Raw genomic sequence first — 17,434 nt, forward strand, 5'->3', positions numbered from 1 at the left:
AATCCTCTCCCCCAAAATGTAAAGCGTGATCATCGTTTCCTAGACCCCCTTTTTCATAAAGCGATAGGAAACGGAAACTCGCGAAAGGGTGTCCCGTCAACGTGGGACACCCTCTTTTTTGTCAAGAAAGCGGGGCTGGCCATTGGTTATGGTTCGCTTTTTTTAATCACGATCTTCTTTTTTGGCTCTTCAGGGATGAGCCGATGAAGGTGGATGAACAATAAGCCGTTATGATATGTTGCTTCGATGCGATCATCCTTGACGGGGAACGGCAACGGGATCGTTTTTTCGAACTGGCCTTGGAAAATTCCTTCTTCCACTAAGTCAAATCCTTGAAAGTTCAGATTAATGGTTGCCTTGATTTCCAGCGTCTTGTACGATACATACACTTCCGCATCTTCGCTTTTCTCCAGTCCCGGCAGGCTAACGACGACAAGCAGCTCGTTATCCTTTTTGTAGATATTCATGCCTGACGATGGTTGATGGGATGAACGCAACAGCGGTTGGATGTTTCCCCAAAAATCGTTTTGGAAAAATTGCTGCCAATGCTTTGTCCAATCGGAAAACGGTGTGAATGGATGTTCGTTGGCCATGGCGTTTCCCTCCTCCGCACATTTATCATATGCCTCTTTATTGCTTTGGTGATTTGAAAAAACACGAACATTTGTGTTTGTTTAATAATGAATGTTCGATTTTACCTTGACATTTCACCAAGGATCTTGCTACTATAAAAGTAGTTTCATAATGCGTAAAAGAATCCCTCATATAATTTTGGGAATATGGCCCAAAAGTCTCTACCCAATAACCGTAAATTATTGGACTATGAGGGAAAGGATCGGTTTTGGCTTTTTTCTTATTAACAAATGCGAAAGCCCAGAACGATGCTTTCCCTCGCCTAAAAAGAGGGAATGTATGTTCTGGGCTTTGTTTATTAAGGGTAAGGAGTGGAACGTATGAGCCCGCTAGTTGGGGTGGTCATGGGAAGCCGTTCAGATTGGGAAACGATGGAGCACGCCTGTGCAATTCTTGAAGAACTGGGCGTCCCGTTTGAGAAAAAAGTCGTGTCGGCGCACCGGACGCCGGATGAAATGTTCCGGTATGCGGAAACGGCGGAGGAGCGGGGCCTTAAGGTGATTATCGCGGGGGCCGGTGGAGCGGCTCATTTGCCAGGAATGATCGCGGCGAAAACGACGCTGCCGGTGATTGGTGTGCCGGTGCAGTCAAAGGCATTGAACGGGCTCGATTCGTTATTGTCGATTGTGCAAATGCCAGGCGGGGTGCCGGTGGCGACAGTGGCGATCGGCAAAGCAGGGGCGATGAATGCGGGACTGCTCGCCGTGTCGATCATCGGGCTGTTTGAGCCGCGCTATATGGAGGCGCTCAAAGCAAGGAGAGAATCGATTCGAAAACAAGTTGTGGAAAGCAGTGATCAACTTGACTAAGCGGCGGATTGTTCCGGGAGAGACGATCGGCATCATCGGCGGGGGCCAGCTCGGGCGGATGATGGCTTTGGCGGCGCGTGAGATGGGGTTTCGCGTTGCGGTTCTTGATCCAACGCCTGACTCTCCGTGCGGGCAAGTGGCGGATGTAGAAATCACCGCGCCGTACGATGATTTGGATGCAATAGCTGACCTGGCGCGCATCAGTGATGTGATCACGTACGAGTTTGAAAACATCGATGCGCGGGCGCTTGAGTGGCTTGTGGAAAACGCCTATGTCCCACAAGGAAGCCGGTTGCTTGCGGTGACGCAAGATCGGGCGTTGGAGAAAGCGGCGATCGTCGCTGCCGGTTTGCCGGTGGCGCCCTATGTCGAAGTGAATGGGGCGGAGGAGCTCGAACAGGCCGTCCAGGCGATCGGATTCCCGTGTGTTTTGAAAACGCGGCGCGGTGGTTATGACGGAAAAGGGCAATATGTGCTCCGGGGAGAAGGGGATGTCGCCAAAGCGGCAGAGCTGCTTCACCTTGGCTCGTGTATTTTGGAAGGCTGGGTGCCGTTTGTGAAGGAAATATCGGTCATTGTCACCCGCAACGGCGACGGGGAGACGGCTGTTTTTCCGGTGGCGGAAAACATTCATGTCGAGAACATTTTGCATCAAACGATCGTTCCAGCACGGATCCCACCACACATCGAGCAGCGGGCGGTCCGTTATGCCAAGACGCTGGCGGCATCATTTTCACTCATCGGGACGTTGGCGGTGGAAATGTTTTTGACAGGGGACGGGGATATTTATATTAATGAGTTGGCCCCTAGACCGCACAACTCGGGTCATTATACAATCAATGCATGTGCCACGTCCCAATTCGCCCAGCACATCCGCGCTGTCTGCAACTGGCCGCTCGGGTCGACGGAATTGGTAAAGCCGGCCGTGATGGTCAATATTTTAGGCGAGCATGTCGAGCCGATTATTGGGCAAATTGATGCGTTTGCCGGTGCGGTGTATGTCCATCTGTACGGCAAGCACGAAGCGAAGCCGAAGCGGAAAATGGGCCATGTGACTGTACTGGCGGATGATGTTGAGGAAGCGCTGGCGCGAGTGGAATCGTGGCAAATTTGGCATGATCGGAGGCTGGAACGAGGATGATTGAACGTTACACAAGACCGGAAATGGGAGCCATTTGGACAGAGGAAAATCGCTTTCAGGCATGGCTTGAAGTGGAATTGCTCGCGTGCGAGGCGTGGGCCGAGCTTGGTGTCATCCCGAAAGAAGATGTCCGCCGTCTGCGTGAACACGCGTCGTTTGACGTCAAGCGCATTAAGGAAATCGAAGAAGAAACGCGTCATGATGTCGTCGCCTTCACCCGCGCCGTTTCCGAGACACTTGGCGAGGAGCGGAAATGGGTGCACTACGGGCTGACATCGACGGACGTCGTCGATACGGCGCTCGGCTATTTGTTAAAGCAGGCGAACGCCATTTTGCGGCGCGATTTGGAAAACTTCATTCAAGTGCTGAAAGAGAAAGCGCGCGAACATAAATATACGGTCATGATGGGGCGCACGCACGGCGTCCACGCCGAACCGACGACGTTCGGGCTGAAATTGGCGCTTTGGTATGCGGAAATGGAACGGAATTTAGAGCGGTTTGAACAAGCGGCGAAGATGGTCGAGGTCGGGAAAATTTCCGGCGCGGTCGGCACGTATGCCAACATTGACCCATTTGTCGAGCAATATGTGTGCGAAAAGCTCGGGTTAACGCCGGCGCCGATTTCGACGCAAACGTTGCAACGCGACCGCCACGCCTACTACATGGCGACGCTCGCGCTCATCGCGACATCGATTGAAAAATTTGCTGTGGAAATTCGCGGCTTGCAAAAAAGCGAAGTGCGTGAAGTCGAGGAGTTTTTTGCCAAAGGGCAAAAAGGTTCGTCAGCGATGCCGCATAAGCGCAATCCGATCGGTTCGGAAAACATGACCGGCATGGCGCGCGTCATTCGCGGGTATATGGTGACGGCGTATGAAAATGTGCCGCTTTGGCATGAGCGCGACATTTCCCATTCGTCAGCGGAGCGCATCATTTTGCCGGATGCAACGATCGCGTTGAACTATATGTTGAACCGGTTCGCTAACATTGTGAAAAACTTGCTGGTGTATCCGGAAAATATGAAGAAAAATATGGAGCGCACGTTCGGGCTCATTTACTCGCAGCGCGTCTTGCTCGCTTTGATTGACAAAGGGATGACGCGCGAGGAGGCGTACGATTTAGTGCAGCCGAAAGCGATGGAAGCGTGGGAGAGACAAGTGCCGTTCCGCTCGCTTCTCGAGGCGGATGAGCGGATTACGAGCCAGTTGACGAAAGAAGAGCTCGACGATTGTTTTGATTACCGCCATCATTTGAAACACGTCGATACGATTTTTACCCGCTTAGGATTAGAGTAAGTGGAAGCCGGCTGGCCTCATGCTGGCCGGTTACGCGAAAAATTTTCAATCTTCTGGATAACGGAGGCTTGCATCATGCCGGCAAAACAACAGCTGTTGTATGAAGGGAAAGCGAAAAAAATTTACGCGACGGATGAACCGGATGTTCTTTGGGTCGAGTACAAAGACAGCGCCACGGCGTTTAACGGCGAGAAAAAGGCGACGATCGCCGGCAAAGGGCGGCTCAATAACGAGATTTCCAGTTTACTGTTTGCGAAATTGAAAGAAGCAGGCGTTGCCAATCATTTTATGAAAAAATTGTCGCCGACCGAGCAGCTTGTGAAAAGTGTAGCGATCATCCCGCTGGAAGTCGTCGTCCGCAACGTCGTGGCCGGAAGTTTGGCGAAACGTCTCGGCTTGGCGGAAGGGACGCCGCTCGAAGCGCCGCTTGTCGAGTTTTACTACAAAAACGATGACCTTGGCGACCCGCTGCTCGTCGAAGACCACATTGCGATTTTGAAGCTCGCGAGCCGCGAGGAGATCGTCTGGCTGAAACGGGAAGCGCTGAAAGTGAACGACGTGTTGCGCGCCCATTTTGCCGAGCGAAAAGTGAGATTAATTGATTTTAAGTTGGAGTTTGGCCGCACGGCGGACGGCGCGATCCTCTTAGCGGATGAGGTGTCGCCCGATACGTGCCGGCTTTGGGACGCCGAGACGAATGAGAAATTGGATAAGGACGTATTTCGCCGTGATCTTGGCAGTTTAACCGAGGCGTACGAGGTTATTTTCCGACGGTTAGGGGGAGAATCGGCATGTATAAAGTAAAAGTGTATGTCACGTTGCGCGAAAGTGTGTTGGATCCGCAAGGGACAGCGGTGAAGGGGGCGCTGCACAGCCTTTCGTATACGGAAGTGAAAGATGTCCGAATCGGCAAGTTTATGGAGCTGGTGATCGAAAAAAGCGATCGCGACCTTGATGAGATGGTCCGTGACATGTGCGAGAAATTGTTGTCCAACCCGGTCATCGAAGATTACCGCTATGAAATTGAGGAGGCCGTCGCCCGATGAAGTTTGCCGTCATTGTCTTTCCGGGATCGAATTGCGATGTCGATATGTACCATGCGGTCGCCGATGAACTCGGCGAAGAAGTGGAATACGTTTGGCATGATGAAGAAAATCTCGATCGGTTCGATGCCATTTTGCTTCCAGGCGGCTTTTCATACGGCGATTACTTGCGCTCAGGGGCGATCGCCCGTTTTTCCAAGGTGATGGCCGCCGTGAAACAAGCCGCGGAAGCCGGAAAACCGGTGCTTGGGGTGTGCAACGGGTTTCAAATTTTGCTTGAAGCCGGCTTGCTTCCTGGGGCGATGCGCCGCAACCAAGGATTGAAATTCATTTGCCGGCCGGTGCAGCTTGTCGTGGAAAACAATGAAACGATGTTTACCTCTGCCTATGACAAGGGCGAAGTGATTACCATTCCGATCGCCCATGGTGAAGGGAATTATTATTGCGACGAACAAACGCTAAAGCGCCTTGTCGAAAACCGGCAAATCGTCTTCCGCTACCATGGGGAAAACCCGAACGGCAGCTTGGCGGAGATCGCCGGCATTGTCAACGAGCGAGGCAACGTGCTCGGCATGATGCCGCATCCGGAGCGGGCGGTCGACGCTTTGCTCGGCAGCGCGGACGGATTGAAGCTATTTCGATCGATCGTCAATTATTGGAGGGAGACGCATGTCGTTACTGCTTGAGCCGAGCGCGGCGATGATCAAAGAACAAAAGCTGTACCGCGAGATGGGGTTAACAGACGAAGAGTTTGCCCGCATTGAAGCGATGCTGGGGAGGCTGCCGAACTACACGGAAACCGGCATTTTTGCCGTCATGTGGTCGGAGCATTGCAGCTACAAAAACTCGAAGCCGGTGCTGAAAAAATTCCCGACCGATGGTCCGCACGTATTGCAGGGGCCGGGCGAGGGGGCAGGCATTGTCGATATCGGTGACGGGCTGGCGGTGGCGTTTAAAATCGAAAGCCATAATCACCCGTCGGCGATCGAGCCGTACCAAGGAGCGGCGACGGGGGTCGGCGGCATCATCCGCGACGTCTTTTCGATGGGGGCGCGGCCGATTGCGTTGCTTAACTCGCTTCGATTTGGCGAATTGACATCGCCGCGCGTCAACTATTTGTTTGAACACGTCGTCGCCGGTATCGCCGGGTATGGCAACTGCGTCGGCATCCCGACCGTCGGCGGTGAAGTGCAGTTCGATCCGGCGTATGAAGGCAATCCATTGGTCAACGCCATGTGTGTTGGGATCATCCGCCATGAGGACATTCAGCGCGGCATCGCGACCGGCGTCGGCAACACGGTCATGTACGTCGGGGCGAAAACGGGCCGCGACGGCATCCACGGGGCGACGTTTGCCTCTGAGGAATTAAGCGAGCAATCGGAAGCGAAGCGCCCGGCCGTGCAAGTCGGCGACCCGTTTATGGAAAAACTGCTGCTTGAGGCGTGTCTTGAAGCAGTCAAGTCCGATGCGTTAGTCGGCATTCAAGATATGGGCGCCGCTGGGCTTACGAGCTCGTCGGCCGAGATGGCGAGCAAAGGCGGCTTCGGGATCGAAATGAATTTGGATCTTGTTCCCCAGCGCGAGGCGGGCATGACGCCGTATGAAATGATGTTGTCCGAATCGCAGGAGCGGATGCTGCTTGTCGTCAAGCAAGGGCGGGAAGACGAAATCGCTGCGATTTTTGCGAAATATGGCCTCGAAGCGAAAGCGATCGGGAAAGTAACCGATGATCAAATGCTTCGTCTGTTTTTCCGCGGCGAGGTGGCGGCAGAAATTCCGGTCGATGCGTTGGCGAAAGACGCGCCGGTGTATCATAAACCATCGGCGGAGCCGGCTTATTACCGTGAGTTTCAAGCGATGCCGCCGTATATTCCGCACATTGAAGATTACAATCAAACATTGCTCGCGCTGCTCGCCCAGCCGACGATCGCCAGCAAGGAATGGGTGTATGACCAGTACGACTATATGGTGCGGACGAATACAGTCGTCGCTCCGGGATCGGACGCGGCTGTCGTGCGCATCCGCGGCACGAATAAGGCGCTCGCGCTGACCACCGACTGCAACTCGCGCTATGTGTATTTGGATCCGGAAACAGGAGGGAAAATTGCGGTCGCCGAGGCGGCGCGCAATGTCGTCTGCTCGGGGGCGAAACCGCTCGCCATTACCGACTGCCTCAACTTCGGCAGCCCGGAAAAGCCGGATATTTTCTGGCAGCTGGAAAAAGCGGTTGACGGGATGAGCGAAGCGTGCCGGGCGCTTGAGACGCCGGTCGTGAGCGGCAACGTCTCGCTTTACAATGAAACGAACGGCGAGGCGGTGTACCCGACGCCGGTTGTCGGCATGGTCGGCCTGATTGAAGACCTTTCCCATATCACAACGCAATCGTTTAAGCAAGCAGGTGACTTGATTTACGTGATCGGCGAGGCGAAGCCGGAGTTTGGCGGCAGCGAGCTGCAAAAATTTCTAGAAGGCCGCATTTTCGGAAAAGCGCCGGCACTCGATTTGACGGTCGAAGCAAGCCGCCAGCGTCAGCTGTTGACCGCGATTCGCGCGGGGGTCGTGGCGTCCGCGCATGATGTGGCTGAAGGGGGCTTAGCCGTTGCGCTTGCCGAGTGTGTCATGGGGGCTTCGGGGCTTGGCGCGAAGGTGACGATCCGCGGTGATCTCGTCAGTGAACTGTTCAGCGAAACGCAGTCTCGTTTTGTAGTTTCGGTGAAAAAGGAACATCAAGAAACGTTTGAGCGGCTTGTAGAAGCGAAACGGATCGGGGAAGTGACGGATGACGGCACATTCACCGTGAACGGGGAGCAGGGGGAAACGATCATCCGCCTTTCGGTTGACGATATGCGAAACGTCTGGAAAGGGGCCATTCCATGCTTGCTGAAATCAAAGGATTGAACGAGGAGTGCGGCATTTTCGGCATTTGGGGGCATGAGGACGCCGCCAGGCTCACGTATTATGGGCTCCACAGCCTGCAGCACCGCGGCCAAGAAGGAGCCGGCATCGTGGTGGCGGGCGACGGGAACTTGTCCGGTCATAAAGGGCTTGGCTTGGTGACGGAAGTGTTTCAAAGCGGTACGCTCGATGCGCTTTGCGGCTCGGCGGCGATCGGCCATGTCCGCTATTCGACGGCGGGTGGGGGCGGCTATGAAAACGTTCAGCCGCTCTTATTCCGCTCGCAAACCGGCGCGATGGCGCTCGCCCATAACGGCAACTTGACGAACGCCATCGAGCTGAAGCTTGCGCTCGAAGCACAGGGGAGCATTTTTCAGACAACATCGGATACGGAGGTTCTCGCCCACCTCATCCGCCGCAGCCAGGCGCCGACATTTGTCGGACAAATGAAAGAAGCGCTCAGCCAGATCGAAGGGGCGTTTGCGTTTTTGCTGCTGACGGAAACGGCGCTGTATGCGGCGCTTGATCCGCACGGGTTTCGGCCGCTGTCGCTCGGCCGGCTCGGCTCGGCGTATGTCGTCGCCTCGGAAACGTGCGCATTTGATGTCATCGGGGCGACGTACGAGCGGGAAGTGGCGCCTGGGGAACTGCTTATCATCAGCGGCGAAGGGGTGCGTTCGGAACGGTTTGCTCCGGAGCAGCCGCGATCCATTTGCAGCATGGAATACATTTATTTTGCCCGCCCGGACAGCCATGTCGACGGCATCAACATTCACACGGCGCGGAAAAATTTAGGGAAGCGGTTGGCGCTCGAGGCGCCAGCCGAAGCCGATATTGTCACCGGTGTACCGGACTCAAGCATTTCGGTCGCCATCGGTTACGCTGAGGCGAGCGGCATTCCATACGAATTGGGCTTGATTAAAAACCGGTATGTCGGCCGGACGTTCATCCAGCCGTCGCAGGCGTTGCGCGAGCAAGGAGTGAAAATGAAGCTTTCGCCGGTGCGCGGCGTGGTCGCCGGCAAGCGGGTCGTGATGGTGGATGATTCGATCGTGCGCGGAACGACGAGCCGGCGCATTGTCGCGATGCTCCGCGAAGCCGGGGCGGTTGAAGTGCACGTGCGCATCAGCGCGCCGCCGATCACCCATCCTTGCTTTTACGGCATTGATACGTCGTCCAAGGAAGAACTGATTGCAGCGAAACATACGGTCGAAGACATCCGCCGCTTAATCGGCGCCGATTCGCTGGCGTTTCTTAGCCAAGAAGGGCTGCTGGCAGCGATTGGCCGTCCGGAAGGCGCACCGCAGCGCGGACAATGTTTGGCGTGCTTCACCGGCCAATATCCAACCCGGATCAGCCCAATCGCCCAGCCGTGCATGACCGTCAAATGACAGGCAGCTCTGCGGAGCGGGCAATGAATACCGTGGCGCGCTGCTATTGGGGTAAAGTAGCGGCCGTCAAGGCGTGCGCTTGTTCGAGCGCAGCGGGCGGAGAAAAGGGGGATTCATGTGGCAAAAGCATACAAACAAGCAGGGGTCGACATTGAGGCCGGTTATCAGGCCGTCGCCCTGATGAAAGAGCACGTGCAAAAAACGATGCGGCCGGAAGTGTTGGGCGGAATCGGCGGGTTTGGCGGCTTGTTTGATTTATCGGCGCTTGGTTATCGTCAGCCGGTGCTCATCGCCGGCACGGATGGCGTCGGGACAAAGCTGAAATTGGCGTTTTTGCTTGACCGGCACGATACGATCGGCATCGACTGTGTGGCGATGTGTGTCAATGACATCGCTGTCCAAGGAGCGGAACCGCTCTTTTTCCTTGACTATATCGCTTGTGGCAAAGCGGTGCCGGAAAAAATCGCCGCCATCGTCAAGGGGGTGGCTGACGGCTGCGTCGAAGCCGGCTGCGCCTTGATCGGTGGGGAAACGGCGGAAATGCCGGGTATGTACGCGGAAGACGAGTACGATTTGGCCGGGTTTGCCGTCGGCATTGCCGAAAAAGAGCGGTTGGTGACGGGGCAAACGATCCAAGCAGGCGATGTGTTGATTGGCCTTCCATCAAGCGGCTTGCACAGCAACGGCTACTCGCTTGTGCGCCGCATCGTGTTCGAGCAGGCGAAGTTGGAGCTTGACCGCATTTACGAGCCGCTTGATGTTCCGCTCGGCGAGGAGTTGTTGAAGCCGACGCGCATTTACGCGAAACGGTTGCGCTCTGTGCGCGAGCGGTTTACGATCAAAGGGATGGCGCATATTACCGGCGGCGGGTTGATCGAAAACATTCCCCGCATGCTGCCTTCGGGGCTTGGCGCCCGCATTCAACGCGGCTCGTGGCCGGTGCTGCCGATTTTTGACTTCTTGCGCGCCAACGGCAACCTTGAAGAAGAAGAGATGTTTTCCGTGTTTAATATGGGCATTGGCCTCGTGCTCGCCGTCAGCCCGGAAACGGCAGTGCCGCTTGTGAAATGGTTGGACGAACAAGGAGAGCCGGCCTACATCATTGGCGAAGTGACAAAAGGAGCGGGTGTGTCGTTTACCGGAGGGGACAAAGCATGAAGCGGTTGGCCGTGTTTGCCTCCGGAAGCGGAACGAATTTTCAGGCGCTCGTCGATGCGGCGAAGCGCGGCGAGTTGCCGGCGGACATCGCCCTGCTTGTCTGCGATCGGCCGGGCGCCAAGGTCATCGAACGAGCGGGGCGCGAACACGTGCCGGCGTTCGTGTTTTCCCCGAAAGACTACCCGTCGAAAGCGGCGTTTGAGAGCGAGATTTTGCGCGAACTGAAAGAACGACAAGTCGAATGGATCGCGTTGGCCGGCTACATGCGCTTGATCGGGCCGACCTTGCTTTCCGCCTATGAAGGGAAAATCGTCAACATCCATCCGTCGCTGTTGCCGGCGTTTCCGGGCAAAGACGCGATCGGCCAGGCGTATCGGGCGGGCGTGTCGGAAACAGGCGTCACCATCCATTATGTCGATGAAGGGATGGACACTGGACCGGTCATCGCCCAGCGCGCTGTTCCGATCGTGCGGGGAGAGCCGATCGAAGCGCTTGAGGCGCGCATTCATCAAGTCGAACATGAACTGTATCCGGCGGTGTTGCGCATGCTGCTAGGGGAAAAGGAACAACAAGAAGAAAGGATCGAAAATGATGGCAGTGAAACGAGCATTAATCAGCGTGTCTAATAAAGAAGGGATCATTCCGTTTGCCAAACAGCTCGCCGAACTCGGCGTCGAGATCATTTCGACCGGCGGGACGAAACGGGCGCTTGAGGAGGCTGGTGTCCCGGTCATCTCGATTTCCGATGTCACCGGGTTTCCGGAAATTTTAGACGGGCGCGTCAAAACGCTGCATCCGGCCATTCACGGCGGCATTTTGGCGGTGCGCGGCGATGAGCGCCATCAGACGGCGCTAGCGGAGCATGGCATCCGTCCGATCGATTTGGTCGTTGTCAACTTGTATCCGTTCCAGCAGACGATCGCGAAGCCGGACGTGACGCTGGCTGAGGCGATTGAAAACATCGATATCGGCGGTCCGACGATGGTTCGCGCCGCAGCGAAAAACTATACCGATGTCGCCATCGTCGTCGATCCAGCCGATTATCGAACGGTCATTGAGGAACTGAAAACAACCGGATCGATCCAAGCAAAAACGCGGCAAAAACTGGCGGCGAAAGCGTTCCGTCATACGGCGGCGTATGATGCGATGATCGCCGAGTATTTGACGAACCTTACCGGGGAGGAATACCCGGAATCGCTCACCGTCACCTATACGAAAAAACAATCGTTGCGCTATGGAGAGAATCCACATCAATCGGCGGCGTTTTACGCTAAACCGCTCGGTGCGGCGTTCTCGATTGCCAACGCAGTACAGCTGCACGGAAAAGAGCTATCGTACAACAACATTAACGACGCCAATGCGGCGATCAACCTCATTCGTGAATTTCAAGAGCCGGCCGTGGCGGCGATCAAACATATGAACCCGTGCGGCGTCGGTGTCGGCGCGACGCTTCTTGAGGCGTTTACGAAAGCGTACGAGGCGGACCCGGTGTCGATTTTCGGCGGGATTATTGCAGTCAACCGTGAAGTGGATAAAGAAACGGCCGAACGGATGCATGACATCTTTTTGGAAATCGTCATCGCGCCATCGTTCAGTGACGAAGCGCTTGCCATTTTGACGCAAAAGAAAAATATCCGTCTGTTGACGCTTGATTTCACGGCGTCCAACGGTAAGGAAAAAACGCTCGTTTCGGTCAACGGCGGCGTGCTCGTCCAAGCTGCCGATACGTATACGCTTGCGGACGCCGAATGGAACGTCGTCACGAAGCGCGAGCCGACCGAAGAAGAGCGAGAACAGCTTCGTTTTGCGTGGAACGTTGTGAAGCATGTCAAATCCAACGCCATTGTGCTAGCGAAAAACGGCATGACCGTTGGTGTTGGCGCCGGACAAATGAACCGGGTCGGCGCGGCGAAGATCGCCATTGAACAAGCCGGGGAGCAGGCGGCAGGCGCGGTGCTCGCTTCCGACGCCTTTTTCCCGATGGACGACACCGTAGAAGCGGCGGCAAAAGCCGGCATTACGGCCATCATCCAGCCGGGCGGCTCGATTCGTGACGCCGATTCGATCCGCAAAGCGGATGAGTATGGCATTGCCATGGTGTTTACCGGCGTCCGCCATTTTAAACATTAAACGGCGGCAAAAGGGGAGGGAGACGATGAACGTTCTCGTAGTCGGACGCGGCGGGCGCGAGCATGCCATCGCTTGGAAGGCGGCGCAAAGCCCCCTTGTTGGCAAACTGTATGCCGCGCCAGGCAACCCGGGCATCGGGGAAGTCGCGGAGCTCGTCGACATTGATGAACTCGATTTTGACGCACTTGTTCAGTTTGCGAAACAAAACAAGATTGATTTGACGATTGTCGGGCCGGAAGCGCCGCTGGCCGCCGGCATTGCCGACCGCTTTATGGCGGAAGGGCTGCGCATGTTCGGCCCGAGCCAAGCGGCGGCGCTCATTGAAGGAAGCAAAGCGTTTGCGAAAGAGCTTATGAAAACATACGGCATCCCGACGGCGGAACATGCGACGTTTTCCTCATATGAACAAGCGAAAGCGTATATTGAGGAAAAAGGAGCGCCGATCGTCATTAAAGCGGACGGGCTGGCCGCCGGAAAAGGCGTCACTGTCGCCCAAACGGTGGAAGACGCGCTGGCCGCAGCGAAGGCCGCGCTCATCGATGGACAATTCGGTGCCGCCGGCAGCCAAGTCGTCATTGAGGAGTATTTGGAAGGCGAAGAATTTTCGTTTATGGCGTTGGTAAACGGCGAAAAGGTGTACCCGCTCGCCATCGCCCAAGACCATAAGCGGGCGTACGACGGGGACGAAGGGCCGAACACCGGAGGGATGGGAGCGTATTCGCCCGTGCCGCAAATATCCGCCGATACGGTCCCAATCGCTTTGGAGACGATTTTGCGTCCGACCGCCCAAGCGTTAGTGGCGGAAGGACGGCCGTTTACCGGCGTCCTGTATGCCGGGTTGATCGCCACATCAGCCGGGCCGAAAGTGATCGAATTTAACGCCCGGTTCGGCGATCCGGAGGCGCAAGTCGTGCTGCCGCGTTTAAAAACCGATTTGCTTCAGGCGATCTTGGCGGTGATGGATGGAAAAGAACTGGAGCTCGAGTGGGCGGACGAAGCGGTGCTTGGCGTCGTGCTGGCGGCGAAAGGCTATCCGGGCGCTTACGAACGCGGAGCGGCCATCCGCGGACTCGAGCGGCTCGCTCCGGATGCATTGTTGTTCCACGCCGGCACGAAGCGCGAAGATGGAACGCTTTACACAAACGGCGGCCGCGTCCTGCTGCTGGCGGCCAAAGGGGCGACGCTCGCTGAGGCGAAGGAAAAAGCGTACGAGCAATTGGCGGCGATTGACTGCGCCGGCTTGTTTTACCGCCGCGACATCGGTCGGCGCGCTATCGAACGCGCCTCCGCCGCAAATACACATACGACAGGGCGATAATGCCGCCGATTAACGTTGCCAACACAAACGACATATCGGTCATATATTCCAGCAACATGGTGATCCACTCCTTTGGATGGAAGGTGTCCCGGGGCGCGGGACACCTTTTTCTCGCCTTAATCATGAGTTTTTCTAGGGGGCCGGTGATTTAAGGGAGCAAGCCGCTGATCAAGCCCATTTCTCAAATAGAAAAACCTCGTCGCATCACGATCACCTTTCAAACGATCCCCCATTGCTCAAAAGAAACAACCGTTTTTCACCAGCCTTCTAGGGCCTTTCAACAGCAACCGATCAGCCCGGCGCTGCCGAGAAAGAGGGGGGAACGATGAGGGACAGCGGCCATCGTTGCTGTCCCAAGCTCTTGCGTATCGATGCGTCGCTGTCATTGTTTATGTCGGGTTGATGACAGTTTCTGTTTCCTCATTAAGCAGCTGCCGGCGCTGCATATTCTCCACTAACGCAGTGACAGGGCAAAAACGAGTGATGCCTTCCCCGACTTTCATCGCCCCAAGCAAGATGGCCCACAAATAGGAGGTGCACCATGGACGGCGGGCGAAGCGGGCGGCCCCCCAAGCGACGACAGTCAACCCAAGGGTAATGCGAATGAGCGCATTGACAATGCCGATATTCGCCATCGTTGAATCCCTCCTTTCATCTTTCGTATTGTGAAAATGACTTTTGTGCGTTAAAATGATTACATGGAACGATTAGGAAACAAGGGACGGGGTGTCAATGAGCGAGCAACGTTACCGATGGAAAGGCAGCGAGCTGCGCGAACAAGCAGCGGTGATTGATGGCAAACAATCGCCGACCAAAGTGTTAGTCAACGCCACGTATTTGCATTCGTATTTCCGCGAATGGGTGAAAGGGAATATATGGATTCATGGCGACCGTATCGTGTATGCCGGTGATCGGCTTCCCGACCGCGTCGATCCGTCATGTGAGACGGTTGACTGCCGCGGATATGTGCTCGTCCCGGGCTACATGGAGCCGCATGTTCATCCATTTCAATTATATAATCCCCATTCGTTTGCCTATTATGCGGCCTTGTACGGAACGACGACGTTGGTGAACGATAACTTGTTTTTGCTTTTACAGCTGAAAGACGAACAATCGCTTTTATTTTTGCAAAAAATGAATGCGCTTCCAACATCGATGTATTGGTGGTGTCGGTTCGACGGACAGACAGAGCTTGAACGCGAGGAGGAGACACTGTCCAACGCCCGGATCAAATGGTGGCTTGACCAAGAAAGCGTGCTTCAGGGCGGAGAGCTGACTTCATGGCCAAAAGTGATCGGCGGGGATGACATCATCTTGTACTGGATGCAGGAAGCGAAGCGGCGGCGGCGCAAAATCGAAGGACATTTTCCCGGAGCATCGGAAAAAACGCTCGTCAAAATGGCGCTCTTTGGCGCCGATGGCGATCATGAGGCGATGACCGGGAAAGAAGTGCGTCTGCGCCTTTGGCACGGCTATACCGTCACCCTCCGCCATTCTTCCATTCGCCCGGACTTGCCGGTGCTGCTTGAGGAGATGAAGGCACTCGGGCTTGAGCGTTATGACCAATGCCTGCTTACAACGGACGGTTCGCCGCCATCGTTTTACGAGCACGGGGTGATCGACCAGCTCATTCGCATGGCGATCGAACACGGCGTACCTGTGATCGATGCGTATGCAATGGCGACCATCAACGTCGCCCGTCACTATGGAATCGAGCATCTCCACGGCAGCATCGCCACCGGCCGGATTGCGCATATTAACTTTTTGCGCTCCGCCCATGACCCGACGCCGGTGCAAGTGCTGGCGAAAGGCCAATGGGTCAAGCGCGAGGGCGAAGAGCCTAGCATATGGCCAGCACCGGACTGGGGGCAATTAGGTCTCGGGCCTCTCTCGTTGTCGTGGGAGATTGACGAAGACGATTTGCAAGTGTCGATGCCGATGGGGCTGCGCATGGAAAATGCGGTCATTTTAAAGCCGTATTCGGTATCGATCGATACAACGCGCGACCATCTTGGCCATGATCACGACGAATGTTTTTTAGTGCTGCTTGATCGCCGCGGTCGCTGGCGCGTCAATACGATGCTGAAAGGATTCGCGACAGCGCTTGGCGGCTTGGCGAGCTCCTACTCCAACACGGGCGATCTGCTTCTGATCGGCAAACATAAAGAAGACATGATGCTTGCATTCCGACGCATGAAGGAACTGGGCGGCGGCATAGTGCTTGCCGAACGCGGGAACGTTGTCTTTGAGCTTCCGCTTCCGTTGGCCGGTATGGTGTCCCCGCTCGAGATGAGGACACTGATCGCCGAAGAGCGCGCGTTCGTTCGCCTTATGCGCGAGCGGGGGTATCGCTTCGAAGATCCGGTGTATTCATTGTTTTTCCTGCAATCGACCCATTTGCCGTACGTTCGGATTACGCAACGGGGCATTTATGATGTGATGCACAAAACGGTACTCTTTCCTTCGATAATGCGGTAAAATAAAAAAGAAAAAGGTTGTGTGTCCATTGAAACGTTGGCTGTTCATCATCGGGTGCACGGCGCTTTTGCTCGGTGGCTGCACGACGGAACGAGAGCCGAAACAAGCAAAACAAGCCGAACCGCCAGCTTCTTCGTCGAAAGAACCATCCGCGCCTGCGGCCGAGGAAAAACAGCGTTTTCCGCTCACCGGATTGCCGGCTCATGAAGATTCCCAGCAGCGGGTGGTCGGCGTCATGATCAACAACCATCCGAAAGCCCGGCCGCAATCGGGGCTAAGCAAGGCCGATATCGTGTATGAAGTGCTTGCTGAAGGCGACATCACTCGCTTTTTAGCTCTTTATCAGAGCGAACGGCCCGAGCGGGTGGGACCGGTGCGAAGCGCACGTGATTACTATATTGACTTGAGCGAAGGCTACCATGCACTGTATATATGCCACGGCTGGAGCCCAGAAGCGAAAGCACGTCTTGAAGGAGGCGGCATCGACTATTTGAACGGATTGTTTTACGACGGTACGCTGTTTCACCGCGTTTCGTTCCGCAAGGCGCCGCACAACTCGTACATTACATTCGCCAACATTGAAAAAGGGGCTAAACAAAACGGATACGCGTGGACGGACGAGGTCGCCCCGCTGCCGTTTCGCGATGACGAGCCCCGCGGAGAGCAGGCCGGGACGATTCACATCGCTTATTCGCGTCAGGCGTATGCCCAGGTGGAATACCGGTATGTACCGGAGCAAAAAGGATATGATCGATACAGCGGCGGCGAGCAGACGATCGATTATGATACGCATGAGCCGATTGTCGTGCAAAACGTGTTGATCGTCGCCGCTCGCCATCACGTCGTCGATCACTATGGGCGGCGCGCCATCGATTTGGCGGCAGGCGGCCAAGGCTATTTGTTGCAACATGGTGTTATCCAGCCGATCGAATGGAAAAACATTGATGGGCGGCTGCTGCCGTACCGCGACGGGCGGCCAGTCGGATTTGTGCCCGGGAAGACATGGATCAATATTGTTCCGACGCTGGACATTGTCCACTGGAAATAGAACAACAATGGCGGGGCCTGCCTAGCGGTGGGGTGGAGCAAAGAGGAAAGCCACTCGGCCCGATCCGCTCGCCCTCAGAACAGATTCGGAGCCGGTGA

General features: G+C 55.7%; 17 protein-coding genes and 1 riboswitch. Of the genes, 14 read left to right on the forward strand and 3 right to left on the reverse strand.

Annotation, left to right across the window (positions count from 1 at the left end; all coding sequences use genetic code 11):
- Positions 1 to 146: 146 nt before the first annotated feature.
- A complete protein-coding gene (locus GC56T2_RS01430; protein WP_144972519.1) occupies positions 147 to 593 on the reverse strand; it encodes an Hsp20/alpha crystallin family protein in 447 nt (148 codons plus the stop codon).
- Between the two features lie 148 nt (positions 594 to 741).
- Positions 742 to 843, forward strand: a riboswitch (purine riboswitch).
- 110 nt (positions 844 to 953) lie between these two features.
- Between GC56T2_RS01430 and purE the strand changes: the two genes are divergently transcribed.
- From purE to purD, 12 genes are all read left to right on the forward strand, one after another.
- Positions 954 to 1,442, forward strand: a complete 489-nt coding sequence (gene purE, locus GC56T2_RS01435) for a 5-(carboxyamino)imidazole ribonucleotide mutase (protein WP_255515984.1) — start codon at positions 954 to 956, stop codon at positions 1,440 to 1,442.
- Complete coding sequence (gene purK, locus GC56T2_RS01440; RefSeq protein ID WP_255515985.1) at positions 1,426 to 2,583, forward strand: 5-(carboxyamino)imidazole ribonucleotide synthase; 1,158 nt, start codon at positions 1,426 to 1,428, stop codon at positions 2,581 to 2,583. The genes purE and purK overlap by 17 nt, the downstream gene beginning before the upstream one ends.
- Positions 2,580 to 3,875, forward strand: a complete 1,296-nt coding sequence (purB, locus tag GC56T2_RS01445) for an adenylosuccinate lyase (RefSeq protein WP_144972523.1) — start codon at positions 2,580 to 2,582, stop codon at positions 3,873 to 3,875. The genes purK and purB overlap by 4 nt, the downstream gene beginning before the upstream one ends.
- A 75-nt stretch (positions 3,876 to 3,950) precedes the next feature.
- Entirely contained in the window at positions 3,951 to 4,679 is a 729-nt protein-coding gene (gene purC / locus GC56T2_RS01450) for a phosphoribosylaminoimidazolesuccinocarboxamide synthase (protein WP_144972525.1), read from the forward strand.
- A complete protein-coding gene (gene purS / locus GC56T2_RS01455; RefSeq protein ID WP_033018440.1) occupies positions 4,667 to 4,921 on the forward strand; it encodes a phosphoribosylformylglycinamidine synthase subunit PurS in 255 nt (84 codons plus the stop codon). The genes purC and purS overlap by 13 nt, the downstream gene beginning before the upstream one ends.
- Positions 4,918 to 5,604, forward strand: coding sequence for a phosphoribosylformylglycinamidine synthase subunit PurQ (purQ, locus tag GC56T2_RS01460; protein ID WP_033018439.1), 687 nt, complete (start codon positions 4,918 to 4,920; stop codon positions 5,602 to 5,604). Before purS ends, purQ begins: the two co-directional genes overlap by 4 nt.
- Positions 5,588 to 7,816: a phosphoribosylformylglycinamidine synthase subunit PurL gene (gene purL / locus GC56T2_RS01465; RefSeq protein WP_144972527.1), complete on the forward strand. Its 2,229-nt coding sequence runs from the start codon at positions 5,588 to 5,590 to the stop codon at positions 7,814 to 7,816. The genes purQ and purL overlap by 17 nt, the downstream gene beginning before the upstream one ends.
- A complete protein-coding gene (gene purF / locus GC56T2_RS01470; protein ID WP_144972529.1) occupies positions 7,792 to 9,204 on the forward strand; it encodes an amidophosphoribosyltransferase in 1,413 nt (470 codons plus the stop codon). Before purL ends, purF begins: the two co-directional genes overlap by 25 nt.
- Positions 9,205 to 9,321: 117 nt before the next feature.
- On the forward strand, positions 9,322 to 10,362 hold the full coding sequence (gene purM, locus GC56T2_RS01475) for a phosphoribosylformylglycinamidine cyclo-ligase (protein ID WP_144972531.1): 1,041 nt from the start codon (positions 9,322 to 9,324) through the stop codon (positions 10,360 to 10,362).
- Positions 10,359 to 10,988, forward strand: a complete 630-nt coding sequence (gene purN / locus GC56T2_RS01480) for a phosphoribosylglycinamide formyltransferase (RefSeq protein ID WP_144972533.1) — start codon at positions 10,359 to 10,361, stop codon at positions 10,986 to 10,988. Before purM ends, purN begins: the two co-directional genes overlap by 4 nt.
- A complete protein-coding gene (gene purH / locus GC56T2_RS01485) occupies positions 10,954 to 12,492 on the forward strand; it encodes a bifunctional phosphoribosylaminoimidazolecarboxamide formyltransferase/IMP cyclohydrolase (protein WP_144972535.1) in 1,539 nt (512 codons plus the stop codon). The genes purN and purH overlap by 35 nt, the downstream gene beginning before the upstream one ends.
- A 25-nt stretch (positions 12,493 to 12,517) precedes the next feature.
- A complete protein-coding gene (gene purD, locus GC56T2_RS01490) occupies positions 12,518 to 13,810 on the forward strand; it encodes a phosphoribosylamine--glycine ligase (protein ID WP_144972537.1) in 1,293 nt (430 codons plus the stop codon).
- Here purD and GC56T2_RS18300 read toward each other — a convergent pair.
- On the reverse strand, positions 13,764 to 13,934 hold the full coding sequence (locus GC56T2_RS18300; RefSeq protein ID WP_324699179.1) for an EYxxD motif small membrane protein: 171 nt from the start codon (positions 13,932 to 13,934) through the stop codon (positions 13,764 to 13,766). The two genes, purD and GC56T2_RS18300, sit on opposite strands and share 47 nt — an antisense overlap.
- A 265-nt stretch (positions 13,935 to 14,199) precedes the next feature.
- Complete coding sequence (locus GC56T2_RS01495; protein ID WP_033018432.1) at positions 14,200 to 14,445, reverse strand: YgaP family membrane protein; 246 nt, start codon at positions 14,443 to 14,445, stop codon at positions 14,200 to 14,202.
- 97 nt (positions 14,446 to 14,542) lie between these two features.
- On the opposite strand from GC56T2_RS01495, the gene GC56T2_RS01500 reads away from it, so the two are divergent.
- Complete coding sequence (locus tag GC56T2_RS01500) at positions 14,543 to 16,288, forward strand: adenine deaminase C-terminal domain-containing protein (protein ID WP_144972539.1); 1,746 nt, start codon at positions 14,543 to 14,545, stop codon at positions 16,286 to 16,288.
- 28 nt (positions 16,289 to 16,316) lie between these two features.
- Positions 16,317 to 17,336, forward strand: a complete 1,020-nt coding sequence (locus tag GC56T2_RS01505) for a DUF3048 domain-containing protein (protein ID WP_172706366.1) — start codon at positions 16,317 to 16,319, stop codon at positions 17,334 to 17,336.
- Positions 17,337 to 17,434: the final 98 nt, after the last annotated feature.

The organism is Geobacillus sp. C56-T2, assembly GCF_007829715.1.
GTDB classification, from domain to species: domain Bacteria; phylum Bacillota; class Bacilli; order Bacillales; family Anoxybacillaceae; genus Geobacillus; species Geobacillus icigianus.

Coding starts and splice junctions, on each gene's coding strand:
- GC56T2_RS01430 (WP_144972519.1), bottom strand. CDS start 593: ATGGCCAACGAACATCCATTCACACCGTTTTCCGATTGGACAAAGCAT.
- purE (WP_255515984.1), top strand. CDS start 954: ATGAGCCCGCTAGTTGGGGTGGTCATGGGAAGCCGTTCAGATTGGGAA.
- purB (WP_144972523.1), top strand. CDS start 2,580: ATGATTGAACGTTACACAAGACCGGAAATGGGAGCCATTTGGACAGAG.
- purC (WP_144972525.1), top strand. CDS start 3,951: ATGCCGGCAAAACAACAGCTGTTGTATGAAGGGAAAGCGAAAAAAATT.
- purS (WP_033018440.1), top strand. CDS start 4,667: ATGTATAAAGTAAAAGTGTATGTCACGTTGCGCGAAAGTGTGTTGGAT.
- purQ (WP_033018439.1), top strand. CDS start 4,918: ATGAAGTTTGCCGTCATTGTCTTTCCGGGATCGAATTGCGATGTCGAT.
- purL (WP_144972527.1), top strand. CDS start 5,588: ATGTCGTTACTGCTTGAGCCGAGCGCGGCGATGATCAAAGAACAAAAG.
- purF (WP_144972529.1), top strand. CDS start 7,792: ATGCTTGCTGAAATCAAAGGATTGAACGAGGAGTGCGGCATTTTCGGC.
- purN (WP_144972533.1), top strand. CDS start 10,359: ATGAAGCGGTTGGCCGTGTTTGCCTCCGGAAGCGGAACGAATTTTCAG.
- purH (WP_144972535.1), top strand. CDS start 10,954: ATGGCAGTGAAACGAGCATTAATCAGCGTGTCTAATAAAGAAGGGATC.
- purD (WP_144972537.1), top strand. CDS start 12,518: ATGAACGTTCTCGTAGTCGGACGCGGCGGGCGCGAGCATGCCATCGCT.
- GC56T2_RS18300 (WP_324699179.1), bottom strand. CDS start 13,934: ATGATTAAGGCGAGAAAAAGGTGTCCCGCGCCCCGGGACACCTTCCAT.
- GC56T2_RS01495 (WP_033018432.1), bottom strand. CDS start 14,445: ATGGCGAATATCGGCATTGTCAATGCGCTCATTCGCATTACCCTTGGG.
- GC56T2_RS01500 (WP_144972539.1), top strand. CDS start 14,543: ATGAGCGAGCAACGTTACCGATGGAAAGGCAGCGAGCTGCGCGAACAA.